Source organism: Pseudomonas mandelii, from assembly GCF_006438925.1.
GTDB lineage: Bacteria > Pseudomonadota > Gammaproteobacteria > Pseudomonadales > Pseudomonadaceae > Aquipseudomonas > Aquipseudomonas mandelii_C.
Map to the genome: position 1 here is coordinate 360,249 of NZ_RCZA01000006.1, position 19,310 is coordinate 379,558.

The 19,310-nt window shown below is 59.6% G+C and carries 17 protein-coding genes; 9 read left to right on the forward strand and 8 right to left on the reverse strand.

The features are described from left to right. Positions 1–205: 205 nt before the first annotated feature. Positions 206–421, forward strand: coding sequence for a ribosome modulation factor (rmf, locus tag EAH74_RS16325; protein WP_003223300.1), 216 nt, complete (start codon positions 206–208; stop codon positions 419–421). 237 nt (positions 422–658) lie between these two features. Here the strand turns inward: rmf and EAH74_RS16330 are convergent, their stop codons facing one another. Beyond that, positions 659–1,678: a quinone-dependent dihydroorotate dehydrogenase gene (locus EAH74_RS16330; RefSeq protein ID WP_140679777.1), complete on the reverse strand. Its 1,020-nt coding sequence runs from the start codon at positions 1,676–1,678 to the stop codon at positions 659–661. Between the two features lie 229 nt (positions 1,679–1,907). Between EAH74_RS16330 and EAH74_RS16335 the strand changes: the two genes are divergently transcribed. From EAH74_RS16335 to cobA, 8 genes are all read left to right on the forward strand, one after another. After that, positions 1,908–3,119: a CmpA/NrtA family ABC transporter substrate-binding protein gene (locus tag EAH74_RS16335; RefSeq protein ID WP_140679779.1), complete on the forward strand. Its 1,212-nt coding sequence runs from the start codon at positions 1,908–1,910 to the stop codon at positions 3,117–3,119. Between the two features lie 15 nt (positions 3,120–3,134). Next, positions 3,135–3,710: an ANTAR domain-containing response regulator gene (locus EAH74_RS16340; protein WP_074875038.1), complete on the forward strand. Its 576-nt coding sequence runs from the start codon at positions 3,135–3,137 to the stop codon at positions 3,708–3,710. Between the two features lie 343 nt (positions 3,711–4,053). After that, positions 4,054–5,265 carry a nitrate/nitrite transporter gene (locus EAH74_RS16345; RefSeq protein ID WP_046047894.1) on the forward strand — a complete coding sequence of 404 codons (1,212 nt, stop codon included), beginning with the start codon at positions 4,054–4,056 and terminating at the stop codon, positions 5,263–5,265. Between the two features lie 7 nt (positions 5,266–5,272). Further along, complete coding sequence (locus EAH74_RS16350) at positions 5,273–6,943, forward strand: bifunctional protein-serine/threonine kinase/phosphatase (protein WP_140679780.1); 1,671 nt, start codon at positions 5,273–5,275, stop codon at positions 6,941–6,943. A 401-nt stretch (positions 6,944–7,344) separates the two neighbouring features. Beyond that, positions 7,345–9,798: a nitrite reductase large subunit NirB gene (gene nirB, locus EAH74_RS16355; protein WP_140679782.1), complete on the forward strand. Its 2,454-nt coding sequence runs from the start codon at positions 7,345–7,347 to the stop codon at positions 9,796–9,798. Then, on the forward strand, positions 9,795–10,112 hold the full coding sequence (gene nirD, locus EAH74_RS16360; RefSeq protein ID WP_140679783.1) for a nitrite reductase small subunit NirD: 318 nt from the start codon (positions 9,795–9,797) through the stop codon (positions 10,110–10,112). Before nirB ends, nirD begins: the two co-directional genes overlap by 4 nt. Then, on the forward strand, positions 10,112–12,826 hold the full coding sequence (locus EAH74_RS16365) for a nitrate reductase (RefSeq protein ID WP_170206627.1): 2,715 nt from the start codon (positions 10,112–10,114) through the stop codon (positions 12,824–12,826). Before nirD ends, EAH74_RS16365 begins: the two co-directional genes overlap by 1 nt. Positions 12,827–12,836: 10 nt before the next feature. Then, positions 12,837–13,628, forward strand: a complete 792-nt coding sequence (gene cobA, locus EAH74_RS16370; protein WP_140679785.1) for a uroporphyrinogen-III C-methyltransferase — start codon at positions 12,837–12,839, stop codon at positions 13,626–13,628. Positions 13,629–13,713: 85 nt separating this feature from the next. Here cobA and EAH74_RS16375 read toward each other — a convergent pair whose 3' ends face one another. The 7 genes from EAH74_RS16375 to EAH74_RS16405 all read right to left on the reverse strand — a co-directional run bounded on the left by EAH74_RS16375 (position 13,714) and on the right by EAH74_RS16405 (position 19,299). Beyond that, positions 13,714–14,748 (reverse strand): OmpA family protein, encoded by a 1,035-nt coding sequence (locus EAH74_RS16375; protein ID WP_140679787.1) that lies wholly within the window; start codon positions 14,746–14,748, stop codon positions 13,714–13,716. Positions 14,749–14,855: 107 nt separating this feature from the next. Continuing rightward, a complete protein-coding gene (gene sigX, locus EAH74_RS16380) occupies positions 14,856–15,446 on the reverse strand; it encodes an RNA polymerase sigma factor SigX (protein ID WP_010456518.1) in 591 nt (196 codons plus the stop codon). Between the two features lie 89 nt (positions 15,447–15,535). Continuing rightward, a complete protein-coding gene (locus EAH74_RS16385) occupies positions 15,536–16,360 on the reverse strand; it encodes a mechanosensitive ion channel family protein (RefSeq protein ID WP_008027407.1) in 825 nt (274 codons plus the stop codon). Positions 16,361–16,362: 2 nt separating this feature from the next. After that, entirely contained in the window at positions 16,363–16,611 is a 249-nt protein-coding gene (locus tag EAH74_RS16390) for a hypothetical protein (RefSeq protein ID WP_008146303.1), read from the reverse strand. 63 nt (positions 16,612–16,674) lie between these two features. Further along, complete coding sequence (locus EAH74_RS16395) at positions 16,675–17,670, reverse strand: zinc transporter ZntB (protein ID WP_140679789.1); 996 nt, start codon at positions 17,668–17,670, stop codon at positions 16,675–16,677. Positions 17,671–17,696: 26 nt separating this feature from the next. Then, a complete protein-coding gene (gene rraA / locus EAH74_RS16400) occupies positions 17,697–18,188 on the reverse strand; it encodes a ribonuclease E activity regulator RraA (protein WP_140679790.1) in 492 nt (163 codons plus the stop codon). A 121-nt stretch (positions 18,189–18,309) separates the two neighbouring features. Then, positions 18,310–19,299, reverse strand: a complete 990-nt coding sequence (locus tag EAH74_RS16405) for an alpha/beta fold hydrolase (protein ID WP_140679792.1) — start codon at positions 19,297–19,299, stop codon at positions 18,310–18,312. Positions 19,300–19,310 lie beyond the last annotated feature (11 nt).

A 19,310-nucleotide genomic window follows, 5' to 3' on the forward strand; every position in this document is an offset into this window, starting at 1 on the left:
CATCTTTATCGTTACGTCCTTATGACAAAACGATCATTCCCTCGATGTGACGCATTGGTTAGAACTCAACACAGGTTGACGCCGCAATGACGTCAACACCTTGGCTCGCGACGCCGGCAGCGAGCCCCAACGGCAGAAGTTTTTCTGCCAGACCTCGATTGAGGTCGACGCGATAAATACAGTCAACAAGTGAGGGCAACACCCTATGAGAAGACTTAAGCGTGATCCGTTGGAAAGAGCATTTTTGCGCGGATATCAATATGGCGTTGGTGGCAAATCCCGTGAGCTTTGCCCATTTACTCTACCGTCGGTACGCCAAGCCTGGATTAATGGCTGGCGAGAAGGACGCGGCGACAACTGGGACGGTATGACCGGCACTGCGGGAATCCATAGACTCAACGAACTTCACGCCGTCGGCTAACACAGGGCACACACTCCGACACGACAATCTGATTACGTAACGACTTACCACGCACGCCCCATCCGGGCGGCGGGCTTCGGCCCAGGGGCTCCTTCGAGGAGCCCTTTTTTATGCCCGCTCTTTGGCTAAACACTCTCTCACTGTAGGAGCTGCCGAAGGCTGCGATCTTTTGATCTTGCTTCCTGGCAATCAAGATCAAAGTCAAAAGATCGCAGCCTTCGGCAGCTCCTACGGGGTTTAGCGCAAGGCTGCTATTGCGTCGACGGATTCACGAATCAGTGCCGGGCCTTTATAGATGAAGCCGGAATAGAGCTGCACCAGGCTGGCACCCGCAGCGATTTTCTCAGCCGCGTGCTTGCCTTCGGTGATGCCGCCCACGGCGATGATCGGCAAGCGACCGGCCAACTCGGCCGCCAGCACCTTCACGGTGTGGGTGCTCTTGTCACGAACCGGTGCGCCGGACAGACCGCCCGCCTCGTCACCATGCTCCATGCCTTCTACGCCGACGCGACTCAGGGTAGTGTTGGTGGCGATCACCGCGTCCATCCCGGTTTCGATCAGCGCTTGCGCGACCTGAGCGGTTTCTTCGTCGGTCATGTCCGGCGCAATCTTGATCGCCAGAGGTACATGTTTGCCGTGGCGCAGCGCCAGTTCTGCGCGGCGCGTGGCCAGGTCGGCCAACAATTGCTTCAGCGAATCGCCAAATTGCAGGCTGCGCAGGCCCGGGGTGTTCGGCGAGCTGACGTTGACTGTCACGTAGCTGGCGTGGGCGTAGACCTTGTCCAGGCAGATCAGGTAGTCGTCGACCGCCCGCTCAACCGGGGTATCGAAGTTTTTGCCGATATTGATGCCCAGCACGCCCCTGTACTTGGCCGCCGCCACTCGGGCCAGCAGGTGATCGACGCCGAGGTTGTTGAACCCCATGCGGTTGATGATCGCCTCGGCTTCCGGCAGACGGAAGATGCGTGGCTTCGGGTTGCCCGGCTGCGGACGCGGGGTGATGGTGCCGATTTCAACAAAACCAAAACCCAGTTGCGCAAAACCGTCGATGGCCGCGCCGTTCTTGTCCAGACCGGCCGCCAGACCCACCGGGTTCGGGAAGTCCAGGCCCATGACAGTCACCGGCATTTTCGCCGGTGCCTTGCACAGCAAGCCGTTGAGGCCCAAACGCCCGCCCGCGCCGATCAGGTCCAGGGACAGATCGTGGGAGGTTTCCGGGGAAAGTTTGAACAACAGCTGACGGGCCAGGGTGTACATGGGCGGGTTTGACTCTGGGCTACGAAAAGTGGCGGCGATTATAGCCGGGCATCGGGGTTGCAGGCGAGGCGCGCGACAAAATCAGCGAGCGATGGCATATGCCTTGCACCGTCACTCACATAAGCACTCATGCCAACGGCGGGATGAGTCGAAAGACAAAGGCGTCGTCACTTGGCCTTGCTCTGGCAAGCAGCCCGGTACGGCGCTTTTTTATGGAAGGTGTTTACAGATGATTGAAGTTCCAGCCAACCCTCTGGCGTGGGTCAACGGCAGCGATGCCCCGGAAAAGACCGAAATCAACCTCGGCTTCATGGCCCTGAGCGACTGCGCCTCGGTAGTGGTCGCGGCCACGCAGGGCTTCGCCCAACCTTACGGCCTGACCCTGAACCTCAAGCGCCAGTCGTCCTGGGCCAACCTGCGGGACAAACTGGTCAGTGGCGAACTCGACGCTGCCCACAGTCTGTACGGTTTGATCTACGCCGTGCATTTGGGCATCGGCGGTGTCGCGTCGACCGACATGGCGGTGCTCATGGGCCTGAATCAGAATGGCCAGAGCATCAACCTCTCCCATGGCTTGCAGGCGCTGGGCGTGACCAGTCCTGAAGCACTGGACCGGCACGTGCACCAAAGTCGCCCAAAACTCACCTTCGCCCAGACATTTCCTACGGGCACCCACGCCATGTGGCTGTATTACTGGCTCGCGAGTCAGGGTATTCATCCGTTGCAGGACGTCGACAGCGTGGTGGTGCCGCCGCCGCAAATGGTCGCGCACCTGCAAGCCGGGCGCATCGACGGCTTCTGCGTCGGCGAGCCATGGTCCGCCAGCGCGGTGCAGCAGAACCTGGGGTTCACGATGGCCACCACCCAGACCATCTGGCCCGATCACCCGGAAAAAGTTCTCGGCTGCACCCGCGCCTTTGTCGAGCAATACCCCAACACCGCAAGGGCGCTGGTGATGGCGATTCTGGAGGCCAGCCGCTTCATCGAAGAAAGCACCGAGAATCGCCGTAGCACCGCGAAGCTGTTGAGTGCCCCGCAATACCTCGACGCACCGCTGGACTGCATCGAACCGCGATTGCTCGGTGACTACGCCGATGGCCTGGGTAATCGCTGGCAAGACCCGCACGCACTGCGCTTCCACGGTGATGGCGAGGTCAATCTGCCGTATCTGTCCGATGGCATGTGGTTCATGACCCAGTTCCGCCGCTGGGGATTGTTGCGTGACGACCCGGACTACCTGGGCGTGGCCCGTCAGGTCCAGCAACTAGACTTGTATCGAGAGGCTGCCACCACCGTAGGTGTGGCCGTGAGTGATCAGCAAATGCGCAGCAGCCAGTTGATCGACGGCAAGGTCTGGGATGGCCTGGACCCCGCCGGCTATGCCCGCAGTTTCAAGCTGCACGCCATGAGCGACAGCTCGCCCCTTCTCGCCAGCCGCTGACAGGAGGCTACGAATATGTTGCGTATCCTGCTGATCAACGACACCGCGAAGAAAGTCGGTCGCCTGAAGGCGGCCCTGACCGAAGCCGGTTTTGAGGTGATCGACGAGTCGGGCCTGACCATCGACCTGCCCGCGCGCGTCGAAACGGTGCGTCCGGACGTGATTTTGATCGATACCGAGTCACCGAGCCGCGATGTGATGGAACAAGTGGTGCTGGTGAGCCGCGACCAACCGCGGCCGATCGTGATGTTTACCGATGAACATGACCCCAATGTGATGCGTCAGGCGATCAAGTCCGGGGTCAGTGCCTACATCGTCGAAGGCATCCACGCACAGCGCTTGCAGCCGATTCTCGACGTGGCCATGGCGCGTTTTGAAAGCGACCAGGCCCTGCGCGCCCAGCTCAACGCCCGTGACCAGCAACTGGCCGAGCGCAAGCGCATTGAACTGGCCAAAGGGCTGCTGATGAAAATGAAGGACTGCAACGAGGAAGAGGCCTACACCCTGATGCGCCGCCAGGCCATGAGCCGTCAGCAGAAGCTGATTCAGGTGGCGGAGCAGATCATTGCCATGAGTGAGTTGCTTGGCTGAACCTCTGTGTCGCCTGATAGGACGCCATCGCGAGCAGGCTCGCTCCCACAGTTGCTTTGTGTATGGCGCAACTCCCTTGTGGGAGCGAGCCTGCTCGCGAATGGCCGCAACTCGGTTTCGACTGTTGGCACAGATCTCGCTAGGTAATCGCTACAGGTAACCAACGGCGGTTGCCCCACCTACGACAAAGACGTCGCTCACCTCATTTGCCCTTTGGCGAATCCGGTGGCGACGTTTTTTTGTTTTGGCCCCCACAGACCGGGGGCCGGTGGTGCGGCCGATGCGGCGCCCCACCTGCAAGCTCATGACTCCTTCTCGAGACTCCTAACAGCTGAGGTGCGCGATGAATTCAAGCTTCTGGAAATCTGGCCATACCCCGACATTGTTCGCGGCCTTCCTCTATTTCGACCTGAGTTTCATGGTCTGGTACCTGCTCGGCCCATTGGCGGTGCAAATCGCCGCCGACCTGCACCTGACCACCCAACAGCGCGGGCTGGTGGTGGCCACGCCGATTCTGGCCGGGGCGGTATTGCGCTTTGTAATGGGCTTGCTGGCTGATCGCCTGTCGCCGAAAACCGCCGGGCTGATTGGCCAGGTGATCGTCATCTGCGCCCTGTTCGGTGCCTGGAAACTCGGCATCCACAGTTACGAACAAGCGTTGGTGCTGGGCCTGTTCCTCGGCATGGCCGGCGCCTCCTTCGCCGTCGCCCTGCCGCTGGCCTCGCAATGGTATCCACCACAACACCAAGGCAAAGCCATGGGCATCGCCGGTGCAGGTAACTCGGGCACCGTGCTCGCCGCGCTGATCGCCCCGGTGCTGGCGGCTGCGTTTGGCTGGAGCAACGTGTTCGGCTTCGCCCTGATCCCGCTGATTCTGACCATCATCGTCTTCGCCTGGCTGGCCAAAAACGCGCCTGAGCGGCCGAAAGCCAAGTCCGTGTCCGACTACTTCAAGGCCTTGGGCGACCGCGACAGCTGGTGGTTCATGTTTTTCTACAGCGTGACCTTCGGCGGCTTCATCGGCCTGGCCAGCGCCCTGCCCGGCTATTTCAACGACCAATATGGCCTCAGCCCGGTGACCGCCGGTTACTACACCGCCGCCTGTGTGTTCGGTGGCAGTTTGATGCGCCCGCTGGGCGGCGCTCTGGCCGACCGTTTCGGTGGCATTCGCACCCTCTTGGGGATGTACACGGTGGCGGCGGTCTGCATCGCTGCGGTGGGTTTCAATCTGCCAAGTTCCTACGCGGCACTGGCACTTTTCGTCTGCACCATGCTCGGTTTGGGTGCCGGTAACGGCGCCGTTTTCCAACTGGTACCGCAGCGTTTTCGTCGGGAGATCGGTGTGATGACCGGTTTGATCGGCATGGCCGGTGGTATCGGTGGATTTGCACTGGCCGCAGGCATGGGCGCGATCAAGCAAAGCACCGGCAGCTATCAACTGGCCTTGTGGTTGTTCGCCAGCCTTGGCGTTCTGGCCTGGTTCGGTCTGCACGGCGTGAAACGTCGCTGGAGAACAACCTGGGGTTCGGCAGCCGTGACCGCTGCTCGGGTCTGAAGCCTCAATGAGCCTGCAACTGAGTTTTGCCGAAGCGAGCGCCATTGGCCCCCGCGAGGAGAATCAGGACGCTCTGCGTCTGGTGACTCCGGCCCCGGCGCTGGCGGCGAGCAAGGGTTACCTGTTCGCCATCGCCGATGGCGTCAGCCAGTGCGCCGATGGTGGTCTCGCCGCCCGCTCGACGTTGCAGGCTCTGGCACTGGATTACTACGCCACGCCGGAAACCTGGGGCGTCGCGCAGGCATTGGATCGCCTGCTACTGGCACAAAATCGCTGGTTGCAGGCCAATGGCGGTGGGCAACCGTTGCTCACCACTGTCAGTGCTTTGGTCATGCGCGGCAGGCGATTTACCTTGGCCCATGTCGGCGATTGCCGGGTTTATCGCTGGCACGCCGACACCTTGCAACGGGTCAGCGAGGATCACGTCTGGGACCAGCCGGGCATGCAGCATGTGCTCAAACGGGCACTTGGGCTCGACCAGCATTTGGTGCTGGATTTTCTCGATGGCGAACTGCGGTTGAACGAAAGTTTCGTACTGCTCAGCGACGGCATTTGGGCCGTGCTGGGCGACACCGCGATTGCGGCAATTCTGCGCGATCAACCGGATCTGAACAGCGCTGCGCAGACCTTGGTCAGTGCGGCGCATCTGGCCGGCAGCCAGGACAACGCCAGCGCCTTGCTGGTGCGAGTCGATGCCCTCGGTGAAACGAGCATCGGCGATGCGTTGATTCATTTGCAGCAATGGCCGCTGCCGCCAGCCTTGAAAGCAGGCCAGACTTTCGAGGGCTGGCAGGTCGAAGGGATACTCGGCCAGAGCCAGCAGTCGCTGCTCTATCGGGTGCGCGACGGGCAACAACAACCCTGGCTGCTGAAAACCTTGCCGGGCGCGCTGCGTGACGATCACCTCGCAGGGCAGGCGTTGCTGTCGGAAGAATGGTTTCTCAAGCGCGTAGCCGGACGGCATTTCCCTGAAGTCCATGCCGCCAGTCAGCGTCAGCATTTGTACTACGTGATGCGGGAATATTGCGGATCTACCTTGGCGCAGTTGCACGCCGATGTCGGACTGCTGCCTCTGCCCCAATGGCAAGATCTGGCCGAACGCCTGCTGCGCGCCGTTGGCATGCTGCATCGACGGCAGATTCTCCACCGCGACATCAAACCGGAGAACCTGCTGCTGGGGGACGACGGCGAATTGCGCCTGCTGGACTTCGGTCTCGCCTATTGCCCCGGCCTGTCCGAAGATCAGCCTTATGCCCTGCCCGGAACACCCAGCTATATCGCGCCGGAAGCCTTTCGCGGGGATGCACCGACACCGCAACAGGACCTGTATGCCGTCGGCGTGACCTTGTATTTCCTGCTCACTGGGCATTATCCCTACGGCGAAATCGAAGCCTTCCAGCGCCCACGGTTCGGGGTTCCTGTCAGCGCCAGTCGCTATCGACCCGATCTGCCGGAATGGATTGCGCAAAGTCTGGAGCACGCCGTGGCGGCGGACCCGGATCAACGCTTTGAAACGGCGGAAGAATGGTTGCTACTGCTGGAACAGGGCGAGCGGCGCAGTTTGAGCGTGCGACCCAAACCGCTGCTGGAGCGCGAACCGTTGAAGGTCTGGCGGACCTTGGCACTGGTGTCGTTGCTGGTGAACCTGGTGTTGCTGTTTTTACTGTTTCATGGCTGAGTTTTTCACTGCACCCAAAAGATCAAAAGATCGCAGCCTGCGGCAGCTCCTACGGGTGCCCACGATCTCCTGTAGGAGCTGCCGCAGGCTGCGATCTTTTGACTTTTCTGCTTCAAAACCGGGCATCGCGCATTGAACCGGTGCACGAAAATACCCTCCGCCTATGACAAGAGCCCATAAATTCGGCATTTGTGCGACTTGGCACAACCACTGCATTACCTTCTTCACCATACATAAAGCCCAGCCTTCAACGATGAAGGATGCGCTGCCCGAGAGAACGGGACCAGGACAAAGGCGTCCTCGCTAGGCAACTAGCGGGACGCCTTTTTTTGTTTGCGCGAATTTGTCGAGCAAGACCTGAAAGCCCTGATGAGGCGAGTCTGAGCTCCCCGGAGAACCTGATGAAAAAACTAAAACTGGTGATGATCGGCAACGGCATGGCCGGGGTTCGCACCCTGGAAGAACTGCTCAAGCTGAGCAATGAGCTGTACGACATCACGGTCTTCGGCGCCGAACCTCATACCAACTACAACCGCATCCTGCTGTCACCCGTACTGGCCGGCGAACAGACCTTCGAAGAGATCGTGCTGAACGATCTGGACTGGTACCTGGAAAACAACATCAAGCTGCTGCTCAACCGCAAAGTGGTGGAGATCGACCGGGTCAAACGCCGGGTCATCGCCGAAGACGGCACCGAAGCCGAATACGACCGCCTGCTGATCGCCACCGGCTCGACTCCGTTCATTCTGCCGATCCCCGGCAACACCTTGCACGGCGTGATCGGCTACCGCGACATCGCCGACACCCAGGCAATGATCGACACCGCGAAAACCCACAAGCACGCCGTTGTGATCGGTGGCGGCCTGCTCGGCCTGGAAGCCGCCAACGGTCTGATGCTGCGCGGCATGCACGTCACCGTGGTGCACATCGGTGAATGGCTGCTGGAACGGCAACTGGACAAAACCAGCGGCCAGTTGCTGCAAACCGCCCTGGAAGCCCGCGGCCTGCACTTTCGTCTTTGCGAGCAAACCCAGGCCCTGCACGACGCCGGCAATGGCCGGGTCGGCTCGGTTGAGTTCAAGAATGGCGACATCATCCCCGCCGACCTGGTGGTGATGGCCGCCGGTATCCGCCCCAACACCGAACTCGCGGAAAAATCCGGCATCCCCTGCAACCGGGGAATTCTGGTCAACGACACGATGCAAACCTACGACCCGCGCATCTACGCCATCGGCGAATGCGCCAGCCACCGCGGCATCGCCTACGGCCTGGTGGCGCCGCTGTTCGAACAGGCCAAGGTGTGCGCCAACCACCTCGCCCAACTGGGCTTCGCCACCTACAAAGGTTCGGTGACGTCGACCAAATTGAAAGTCACCGGCATCGACCTGTTCTCCGCCGGCGACTTTATGGGCGGCGAAGGCACCGAAACCATCACCCTCTCCGACCCTATCGGCGGGGTCTACAAAAAACTGGTGATCAAGGATGACGTGCTGGTCGGGGCCTGTCTGTACGGCGATACGGCAAACGGTGGCTGGTATTTCCGGCAGATCCGTGAGAACCACGCCATCGACGAGATCCGCGATCACCTGATGTTCGGCGAAAACGCTTTAGGCGACGTAGGACATCAAGGCCAGGACAAAGCCATGAGCATGGCCGACACCGCCGAAGTCTGCGGCTGCAACGGCGTGTGCAAAGGCACCATCGTCAAGGCGATTCAGGAACACGGGTTGTTCAGCGTCGACGACGTCAAGAAACACACCAAGGCTGCCAGCTCCTGCGGCTCCTGCGCCGGGTTGGTGGAACAGATCCTGATCAACACCGTGGGCGGCGCAGCCGACGTCAAACCGAAAAGCGAAAAAGCCATCTGCGGTTGCAGCGACCTGAACCACGGGCAAATTCGTCAGGCCATTCGCGAGCAGCATCTGCTGACCATCGCCGGCACCCTGAGCTATTTGAACTGGCGCACGCCGAACGGCTGCGCCACGTGCCGCCCGGCGCTCAACTACTACCTGATTTCCACCTGGCCGGGCGAAGCCAAGGACGACCCGCAATCGCGCCTGATCAATGAACGGGCCCACGCCAACATTCAGAAAGACGGCACTTACTCTGTAGTCCCACGGATGTGGGGCGGTGTGACCAATCCTTCGGAGCTGCGACGCATTGCCGACGTAGCCGACAAATACAACGTGCCAATGGTCAAGGTCACCGGCGGCCAGCGTATCGATTTGCTGGGGATCAAGAAGCAGGACCTGCCAGGCGTCTGGAAGGATCTCGACATGCCGTCCGGCCACGCCTACGGCAAATCCATCCGCACCGTGAAGACCTGCGTCGGCAGCGAGTTCTGCCGCTTCGGCACTCAGAACTCCACGCAACTGGGCATCGAGCTTGAGCACGACCTGTTCAACATGTGGTCGCCGCACAAAGTGAAACTGGCCGTCTCCGGTTGCCCACGCAACTGTTCGGAAGCGGGCATCAAGGACGTCGGAATTATCGGCGTGGACTCGGGCTGGGAGATGTACATCGGCGGCAACGGCGGGATCAAAACCGAAGTCGCGGAATTCTTCGTCAAGCTCAAGACCGCCGAAGAGGTACGTGAATACAACGGCGCGTTCCTGCAGCTCTATCGCGAAGAAGCTTTCTACCTCGAACGCACCGTGCACTACCTGCAACGGGTCGGCATGGAGCACATCAAGAAAGCCGTGCTGGAAGACCCGGAGCGCCGCAAGGCACTCAACGATCGCCTGCAATTCTCCTTGTCGTTCGAACAGGACCCGTGGAAGGAACGCCTGGAACAACCACTGCTGAAGAAAGAATTCGACGTCATCACAGTGAAGAATCTGGAGGTGCTGGCATGAACTGGCTGGATATCTGTGCACTGGAAGAAATCAATGCCCTGGGCTCCCGGATCGTTGCCGGCCCGAAAGGCGACATCGCGATTTTTCGTACCAGCGACGATGAGGTTTTCGCACTCGATGACCGCTGCCCGCACAAGGGCGGGCCACTGTCCCAAGGTTTGATCTACGGCAAACGGGTCGCCTGCCCGCTGCATAACTGGCAGATCGACCTGGAAACCGGTGAAGCCCAGGCCCCGGACATCGGTTGCGCTCACCACCACTCAGCACGGGTCGAGAATGGCCGGGTGTTGCTGGCCCTGCGGGAAGCAAGCTGATGAACCAGATCACCGCTTCCACCTGCTGCTATTGCGGGGTCGGCTGCGGCGTGCTGATCGAGCATGACGGCGAGCGCATTCTCGGCGTCAGCGGCGATCCGGCCCACCCGGCCAACTTCGGCAAACTGTGCAGTAAAGGTTCTACCTTGCACCTCACCGGCGACCTCGCAGCCAGGGCGTTGTATCCCGAACTGCGCCTGGGCAAAGGCCTGGCCCGCAGCCGCACCGACTGGGCCACCGCCCTCGATCACGCCGCCAGCGTTTTTGCCGAGACCATTGCCGAACACGGCCCGGACAGCGTGGCGTTCTACATTTCCGGGCAATTGCTGACCGAGGATTACTACGCCTTCAACAAACTGGCGCGAGCGCTGGTGGGCACCAACAACATCGACAGCAATTCGCGCCTGTGCATGTCTTCGGCAGTGGTCGGCTACAAGCGCAGCCTGGGTGCCGACGCCCCGCCGTGCAGCTACGAAGACCTGGAACTGAGCGACTGCGTGATGATCGTCGGCAGCAACATGGCCTACGCCCACCCGATACTTTTCCGTCGCCTGGAGGAAGCGAAATCCCGCCGGCCGCAGATGAAAGTCATCGTCATCGACCCGCGTCGTACCGACACCTGCGATCTGGCTGACCTGCACCTGGCGATTCTGCCAGGCACCGATGTCGCCTTGTTTCATGGGATTTTGCACCTATTGCTGTGGGAAGACTGGGTCGACCGCGACTTCATCAAGGCCCACACCGAAGGCTTGGCCGAACTGAAAAACCTGGTGCGCGATTACACGCCGCAGATGGTTTCGCAACTCTGCGGGATCAGCGTCGAGCAACTGCAGCAATGCGCCGAATGGGTCGGCACTTCACCGAGCTTCCTGTCGCTTTGGTGCATGGGCTTGAACCAGTCCACCGCCGGCAGCGCGAAAAACAGCGCACTGATCAACCTGCACCTGGCCACCGGGCAAATCGGCCGCCCCGGCGCAGGACCTTTCTCCCTGACCGGTCAGCCGAATGCCATGGGTGGCCGCGAAACCGGCAGCTTGTCGAACCTGCTGCCAGGCCATCGCGAGGCAGCCAATGCCGAACATCGCGCGGAAGTGGCGGACTATTGGGGCGTTGAACAACTCCCCGAAAACACCGGGCTTACCGCCATTGAACTGTTCGAACAGGTGCGCAACGGCAAGATCAAGGCGCTGTGGATCGCTTGCACCAACCCCGCGCAATCAATGCCGGATCAAACCGCCGTGCGCGCGGCACTGCAAGCCTGCCCGTTCGTGGTGTTGCAGGAAGCGTTCCGGACCACCGAAACCGCCGCGTTTGCCGACCTGTTGCTGCCCGCCGCCAGTTGGGGCGAAAAGGACGGCACGGTGACCAACTCCGAACGGCGCATTTCCCACGTTCGCCGAGCCATCGTCGCACCCGGCGAAGCCCGCTCTGACTGGGCGATCACCGTGGATTTCGCACAGCGCCTGGAAAAATATCTGCGTCCAGGGCAAACCAGCCTGTTTGCCTTTGAAAACCCGGCGCAGGTCTTCGACGAGTACAAGCAATTGACCCGCGGGCGTGATCTGGACCTGTCCGGCATCAGTCATGCGCTGATCGACCACCTCGGTCCGCAGCAATGGCCCTTCCCCACTGGCGCCAGCGAAGGTACGGCCCGGCTGTACCTGGACGGAGTTTTCCCGACGGCCAGTGGACGTGCGCACTTCGTGGCCGACCCGTACCGCGCCGCCAAGGAACAACGCGACGCGCGCTTCCCGCTGACCCTGATCACCGGCCGCCTGCGGGACCAATGGCACGGCATGAGCCGCACCGGCACCGCCGCACAGCTATTCGGCCATGTCAGCGAAGCCGTGTTGAGTCTGCACCCGGATGAACTGCGTCGGCATCGGCTGCAATCTGGCGACCTGGTCAGCCTGAAAAGTCGCCGTGGCGCGGTGATTGTCGCCGTTGGAGGCGACGACAGCGTGCGACCCGGTCAGGCCTTTTTACCAATGCATTGGGGTGACCGCTTCCTCAAGGGTGGCGTCAATGCGCTCACCCAACCGGCTTTCGACCCTTTGTCGAAACAACCCGAACTCAAACACAGCGGCGTGCGTCTCGAACCTGTAAATCTCCCATGGCAGCTATTCGCCCTGATCGAAGGCGATGTTCAACAGAATTTTGAGACGCTACGACCGCTCTGTGAGGCGTTTTCCTACGTCAGCCTCAGCCTGGCTGGCCGTGAACGCCCCGCGCTGCTGATACGCGCTGCCAGCGCCGTCGCGCCCGACCCGCAACTGCTGCGTGATATCGATCAATGCCTGGGACTCAACGATGGCCCGGTTTTGGCCTACGACGACCCACGGCGCTCTATTGGTAAACGGGTGCGGATCGAGAACGGCCGGATCACTGCCATTCGCCTGGCCGGCGAAACCCTTGCCCAACACTGGCTGCAAAGCCTGTGGCTGGAAGGTCGCGCCGACGAGCAACTACGGCGCTGGCTGCTGGCACCGCTGAGCGCCCCACCGGGCAACGCCAATACGCCGGCCATCGGTAACAAAACCCTGTGCAGCTGCAAAAACGTCAGCCAAAGCGCGGTCTGCGCCGGCATTAGCCGCGGCCTGGATCTGCAAGGCTTGAAACAAGAATTGGGCTGCGGCACGCAATGCGGCTCCTGCGTCCCGGAAATCAAGCGTTTGCTGGCCGCCACTGCGCAGCCGGTCGCCGTCACCTCGTGAGGAAAACACTATGAGCGCAAAAGTCTGGCTGGTGGGTGCGGGCCCTGGCGATCCTGAATTGTTGACCCTCAAGGCCGTGCGGGCGTTGAGCGAAGCGGATGTGGTGCTGATCGATGATCTGGTCAACGATGCGGTGCTGGAGCATTGCCCGCAGGCGCGGATCATTCCCGTGGGCAAGCGCGGCGGCTGTCGCTCCACGCCTCAGGCATTCATTCATCGCCTGATGCTGCGTTATGCCCGCCACGGTAAATGTGTGGTGCGGCTCAAGGGCGGCGACCCGTGCATTTTTGGCCGGGGCGGCGAAGAAGCGCAGTGGCTGCGCGAACATGGGGTCGAAGTCGAACTGGTCAACGGCATCACTGCCGGGCTTGCCGGTGCAACGCAATGCGATATTCCGTTGACCCTGCGGGGTGTTGCTCGTGGCGTGACACTGGTCACCGCCCACACTCAGGATGGCAGCAGCCTGAACTGGCAAGCACTGGCCCAAGGTGGCACGACGCTGGTGGTGTATATGGGTGTCGCAAAACTGAGCGAGATTCGTGAGCAGTTGCTCGCCGGTGGAATGGCGGCAGATACACCGGTGGCAATGATTGAAAACGCTTCCCTGCCACACCAACGGGAATGTCGGAGCGACCTGACAGCGATGGAAGAAGATGCCTACAGCTTCGAACTCAAAAGCCCGGCGATCCTGGTGATCGGTGCGGTCGCGGCCTGCGAAGAAAGTCAAAAGATCGCAGCCTGCGGCAGCTCCTACACAGCTTCTGCGTACAACCTGGAGCTGCCGCAGGCTGCGATCTTTTAAAAGCGACGCAAACCCCAATCTGAAACCCAAATCGCAGACAAAGAAAAGCCCGGCCTGAGCCGGGCTTTTCAGAGCTGCGCGCTAATTACTTAGCGTTAGCTTCAACCTGCGCTTCTACGCGACGGTTTACAGCGCGACCAGCTTCAGTTTTGTTGTCAGCAACTGGGCGGGATTCGCCGTAGCCAACAGACTGAACGCGGGACGATTCAACACCGTACTGGTTGGTCAGAACTTGCTTAACGGCGTTTGCACGACGCTCGGACAGTTTCTGGTTGTAAGCGTCAGGACCGACGGAGTCAGTGTGACCTTCAACAGTAGTGCTGGTGGATGGGTACTGCTTCATGAAGTCAGCGAGGTTTTTGATGTCGCCGTAGCTGTTAGGCTTGACTACCGACTTGTCGAAGTCGAATTTCACGTCCAGTTCAACACGAACAACTTCAGCAACTGCTGGGCAGCCATCAGCGTCAACAGTTACGTTGGCTGGGGTGTCCGGGCACTTGTCAACGTTGTCGCAAACGCCATCGTTGTCGCTGTCGGAGCAGACTTCAGCTGGTGCTGGAACTGGAGCAGCAGCAGGCTTGGAGCCGCCACCGAAGTTCACACCGATACCGACGCTTGGAGCCCACTCGGTGTCGCCCTGGTCGATGTTGTATTGAGCTTCAACGCCAGCACGGGCGTAGAAGTTCTCGGTGAAGTACAGCTTGGCACCGCCACCAACGTTGGCGAAAGTGGAACGGTTACGACCGCCACCGCCGTTCTGGCCAATGCTCTGGTCCGAGAAACCGGCCGAAACGTATGGACGAACCATGTCGCCTGGGTTGTTGAAGTGGTACAGAGCGTCCAGAGCGGTATCAGCGCCCTTAACGTTACGACCGTCATCGGAACGCACGTTGTGCACTTCGTCGTAAGCCAGACGCAGTTCAACGTCGTCGGTGATGAAGTAGCCTACGGAAGCGCCAAACAGGTTGCCGTTGTTTTTGAAGTCACGATCGCTGTCGTACTGTTCTTTCTTGGCGAAGCCTTCGATTTCAACTGCGCCTTGGCCTTGTGCCAGCGCGCCGAACGAAGTAGCGGCAATAAGAGAACCAATGGCAAAGCCCAAGGTGTTTTTCAGTTTCATCCGTTAAATCCCCATCTGGTGATTGTGAAGCAGTCCCGCAAACCGGGGGACAACTCGGCGGCAAGTCTATCAGAACTTGCCTACACGTAAGAGATATTTGCGCCGAACTAAGTTTCAGCAATGCCTGCAAATTTCTCACGCAATTTATCTAGAGCACGTTTGTAACGCATTTTTGTCGCACTCAAACCCATGTGCATGATATCCGCGATCTCTTGAAATTCCAGCTCTGCGACAAATCGTAGCACCAGAATTTCACGGTCAATCGGGTTCACATACACTAACCAGCGATCGAGTCCACCCTTATCCTCGGGTTTCGGCGTCTTTTCTTCAGACGCTTCCTCGAGGGGGTCCAGACTCAAAGCATCCATCAAGCGACGCTTTCGCCGTTCTTTCCGATACTGCGTGATGCACTCGTTGTACGTGATGCTATATAGCCATGTCTTGAACTTCGATTTCCCCTCGAAGTTCTTCAGGCCATACAGCACCTTCAACATCACTTCCTGACAGACATCGTCTGCGTCACGATCGTTCCCAAGATACCGTGCACAGACGTTAAATAATGTTCGCTGGTAACGCCGCATCAGTTCTTCATAGGCGCGCGTTACGTGAAACAGCTCGGTATGCGAGCGCGCGACCAACTCCTCATCAGAGAGCTCGCGGGGGTCGTAGCGCGTGGACAGCGATTGAGCTTTATTCAAAACAAGTCGGGCCGACAGTCAGGTCAATGTCCGCCGCAACCCTTTTCAGGGCATTTTTGCGGCGGCATACATTAGCAGGGTTTGCCGGGTTAGCGGCTACTCACATGCTGTTCCAGGAGGATCCGATTGGAAAGAGAGACTAGCTCGCCCTCATCGGTCAGCAATGTGGTTTTAACCGTGCCGATCTCTTCGATCTGACCTTCGACCTCGCCAACACGCACTTGTTGCCCAACCTGATACAACTCACGCACATAGATTCCCGCAAGAATCTGACCGGCAATTTCCCGGCTTCCCAACCCCATGGCCAGCGCAACTGCCAGACCAACGGTAATCAAAACGATCACAATCACGTGGTTGAGCAGGTCAGTCTTGACCTCCAACTGGCTGATTGCAACCGAAATACTGATGATAATCACCAGGCCCTGGGCAATTCTTCCCAGGCCCGCAGCGTAGTCCAGCCCCACGCCCTCTGCTGCACCACGCACCAGCCCATTGGCCAATTGCGCGAGCAAAACACCCACCAACAGCACCAGCGCGGCGCCAAATACTTTCGGCAAATACAGCGCAAGCATGTCAAGCGTAGCCGAAACTCGCTCAAGTCCAAGGGATTCTGCGGCAGAAACCAGAAAAATCAGCAGAACGAACCAATAGACAATCTTGCCAATCAAGGTGGAGATGGGCACTTGAAGGCCGGCCCGGGACAGCAATTTGGTCAGACCGGTGCCGCCCATCAGGCGATCGAGCCCCAGTTTGGCGAGCAACTTGGACAACAAAGTGTCCAAAAGTTTCGCAACGACGAAACCCAACAGCAGCACAACCAGTGCGCCGAACAGGTTCGGGATGAAATTTGCAACCTTGGTCCATAACGCAGTCATTGCAGTGACGAGGCTCTGAGTCCAGAGATCAAGTTCCATATTCAATCAGCCTTATCAGCAGTGCGAACGGTAGGTTTACGGTGACGGGAAACCGGAGCGACATGGGCCGATCCGTTATTCAAGGCAATCATCAGCGCGGGCAGCCAACGGCCCAGCAAGCTGAACAGATCACCGGCGCCGACCTGGCGGTTGGCGGTTTTCAGTACACGCCCAAGGCACGCATCGTCGTCCCGGGTGGACGGTGATGCCTTGAGCATGTCACGCAAAGACTGTTCAAACGGATCGTGCATACGCACCTCTCGTGATGTCTGTGAAAGACGCGGTCAAATTTGCTCGGGTCACATGGCTCACCCTCAGACCCAGCGCAAACGTCGGAATAACCACCACTGCCCCAGCGCCACCGAGACCATCATCAGACACGCAATCAGGAAGCCATAGGGGCTTGCAGAGAACGGAATTCCGCCGACATTGATACCCAACAGACCGGTCAGAAAACTCATCGGCAAAAAGATCCCGGTGATGATCCCGAAGCGGTACATCGTGCGGTTCATGCGCACGCTCAAACGTCTATCTTCGGCCTCGAGGACCAGCCCCACCCGCTCCCGGGTCAATTCCAGCTCCTCAAGATATCGGGTCAGGCTGTTGTTCAATTCGTTCCAGTAATCGCCATCATCTTCGACGAACCAGGGCAGTTTTATCCGCGTCAACTGACCGAAAATGTCCCGCTGCGGAGCGAGAAAGCGCTTCAACGCAGCAGCCCTGCGCCGGATCTGTAAAACGGCTCCGTGCTCGGGCGTGTACCGTTCGTCGGCATCCAGCTTTTCTTCTTCCTCATCGACCACTTCCGAGAGGCAACCGATCAGATCCTGCACCTTGTTGGTGAGGTATTGCGCCATATAAAGGATGAGTTCTGACGCGGTTTTCGGTCCTTTGCCTTCGGCGAGCTGCACCAGCAAATCATCGGTGGCGCGCAATGGACGCAAACGCAGAGAAATAACCCGCTGGGCTGACGCAAAAATCCGCACCGAGACCATGTCTTCCGGCTCGGCGCCCGGGTTCAGGTTGACCCCACGCAAAAATAGCAGCAGCTCGCTGTCCGAAAGCTGTAAAAGACGCGGACGGGTGTTTTCTTCAAGTAAAAGATCACAGCTGAATTCGCTCAGACCGCTGGATTTGCGCAACCAGGTCTGGGTTTGCGGGTGACTGCGATCCCAGTGCAGCCACAGGCTTTCATGGGCCTGCAGCTGCAAGTCATCGAGTTCAGTCCGGGCTATCGAACGCGCACCGCCTTTACCGTCCAGCACAAGGGCATGCACCAGCCCCCACTGCGCGTTTTCTTCCTCGAACATCCTCATCCCTTTGTGGGTGTCGCGCTTTATTCAGGCATCGCAAGCGGACTTGGCGAGATGATCACGCCGTTGTTGTCCGCATAGATATAGTGGCCCGGGTGGAACGTCACACCGGCAAAAGTGACCGCAACGTTGAGATCGCCTAGCCCGCGCCGGTCGGATTTCCTCGGGTGGCTGGCCAGGGCCTGAACGCCCAGATCGGTCTGCGCGATGATATCTACGTCGCGGATGCAACCGTAGATCACCAGCCCTTCCCAACCGTTTTTCGCGGCTTTCTCGGCCAGCATGTCACCCAGCAACGCATGACGCAGGGAACCGCCACCGTCGACCACCAGCACTTTGCCATTCCCCTTGAGCTCGACCTGCTCCTTGACCCGCGAATTGTCTTCGAAACATTTGATGGTCACGATTTCACCGCCGAAAGAATCACGGCCACCGAAATTGTTGAACATCGGTTCCAACACCTGCACCAGCTCCGGATAGGCGTCGCACAGGTCAGGCGTGAGGTAATGATTCATCGAGAAACTCCTGTAAAGAGGAAGACAATCGAGGGTGTCGAAACGTGACCAGAACAGCTCAATGCGTCATATCTTAGCCGCAAGCCGAACAGAGCGAAATGCCCTTGTTAGAGCATCGGGCTCAGACTGCCGTGGCCAGATCCGGTTTTTCACCCAGCAATGGCGTCTGCTGATCTTCCAGCCAGCGCGCCACCAGGGGCCAGACTTCAGTCTGGGCGGCTTTGCTGACGAGCATCTCCACATGACCGAAATTATCGCCAAAGCCCTGCTCGCGACCCAGGTTGATGAATTGCTTATGCTCGGAACCCACCTGATCGAACAGCTTGCGACAAGCCCAGCTCGGGTCCTGATGGTCACCTGCGGCACTCACGGCCAATACCGGTAACTGAACGTCGGCCAATCCGGCCCACCAATCCTTGTCGGCATCGCCAAAGCGCCCGAACAAGCCATACCAGCGCATGCTTTCCAGGGCCAGGCCAATGGGCTCGTCCTCCGGGCCGCGCTTGAGCCGTGAACCGGACAGCTGGGCAAAGCGTTTGAGAATGAAGCGCCCGCTCCACTCCACCGGCGGAATTTTCAACGGCCAATAGGTGCGGCTGACTTGCGTACCGAAAAACGCCGCGGAAGCCACCACCGGCTCGCCGATGTACTCACCACCCAATGCCGCCGCCAGGGTAATCCCGCCCAGCGAGTGACCGATCCAGTGCGGGATCTGGCCGCTCTGCTCGCGCACGAACGCGCCAATGGCCGGCAAATCGTAACGGGCGTAGTCGGCAACGCGGTTCTTGCGGTAGTTCTGGTTGCGCTGGGACAGGCCGTGACCACGCATTTCGGGAATCCATACATCGAATCCCAGACGCGTCAGATAGGCGCCCAGTCCGAGCCCCTTCGGGGAAAACCAGAACCGGCGATTGGAAAAGCTGCCGTGAAGCAAAATAACCGGAACGCCACGCGCGTCTGAGCCATCCGCCATGCCCAGGCGCGTCACAGCCAGTTCGACGGTGCCATCAGGGCTGTTGCCGGGTTTCAGACGATAGACGTCTTCGCTCAGATCGCCGCGCCGCTCGGCGCTGATCAGGGCGACAGGAAATAGGTTGCTGCTGCTTTGCATAATGCTCTTGC

Coding starts and splice junctions, on each gene's coding strand:
- rmf (WP_003223300.1), top strand. CDS start 206: ATGAGAAGACTTAAGCGTGATCCGTTGGAAAGAGCATTTTTGCGCGGA.
- EAH74_RS16330 (WP_140679777.1), bottom strand. CDS start 1,678: ATGTACACCCTGGCCCGTCAGCTGTTGTTCAAACTTTCCCCGGAAACC.
- EAH74_RS16335 (WP_140679779.1), top strand. CDS start 1,908: ATGATTGAAGTTCCAGCCAACCCTCTGGCGTGGGTCAACGGCAGCGAT.
- EAH74_RS16340 (WP_074875038.1), top strand. CDS start 3,135: ATGTTGCGTATCCTGCTGATCAACGACACCGCGAAGAAAGTCGGTCGC.
- EAH74_RS16345 (WP_046047894.1), top strand. CDS start 4,054: ATGAATTCAAGCTTCTGGAAATCTGGCCATACCCCGACATTGTTCGCG.
- EAH74_RS16350 (WP_140679780.1), top strand. CDS start 5,273: ATGAGCCTGCAACTGAGTTTTGCCGAAGCGAGCGCCATTGGCCCCCGC.
- nirB (WP_140679782.1), top strand. CDS start 7,345: ATGAAAAAACTAAAACTGGTGATGATCGGCAACGGCATGGCCGGGGTT.
- nirD (WP_140679783.1), top strand. CDS start 9,795: ATGAACTGGCTGGATATCTGTGCACTGGAAGAAATCAATGCCCTGGGC.
- EAH74_RS16365 (WP_170206627.1), top strand. CDS start 10,112: ATGAACCAGATCACCGCTTCCACCTGCTGCTATTGCGGGGTCGGCTGC.
- cobA (WP_140679785.1), top strand. CDS start 12,837: ATGAGCGCAAAAGTCTGGCTGGTGGGTGCGGGCCCTGGCGATCCTGAA.
- EAH74_RS16375 (WP_140679787.1), bottom strand. CDS start 14,748: ATGAAACTGAAAAACACCTTGGGCTTTGCCATTGGTTCTCTTATTGCC.
- EAH74_RS16385 (WP_008027407.1), bottom strand. CDS start 16,360: ATGGAACTTGATCTCTGGACTCAGAGCCTCGTCACTGCAATGACTGCG.
- EAH74_RS16390 (WP_008146303.1), bottom strand. CDS start 16,611: ATGCACGATCCGTTTGAACAGTCTTTGCGTGACATGCTCAAGGCATCA.
- EAH74_RS16395 (WP_140679789.1), bottom strand. CDS start 17,670: ATGTTCGAGGAAGAAAACGCGCAGTGGGGGCTGGTGCATGCCCTTGTG.
- rraA (WP_140679790.1), bottom strand. CDS start 18,188: ATGAATCATTACCTCACGCCTGACCTGTGCGACGCCTATCCGGAGCTG.
- EAH74_RS16405 (WP_140679792.1), bottom strand. CDS start 19,299: ATGCAAAGCAGCAGCAACCTATTTCCTGTCGCCCTGATCAGCGCCGAG.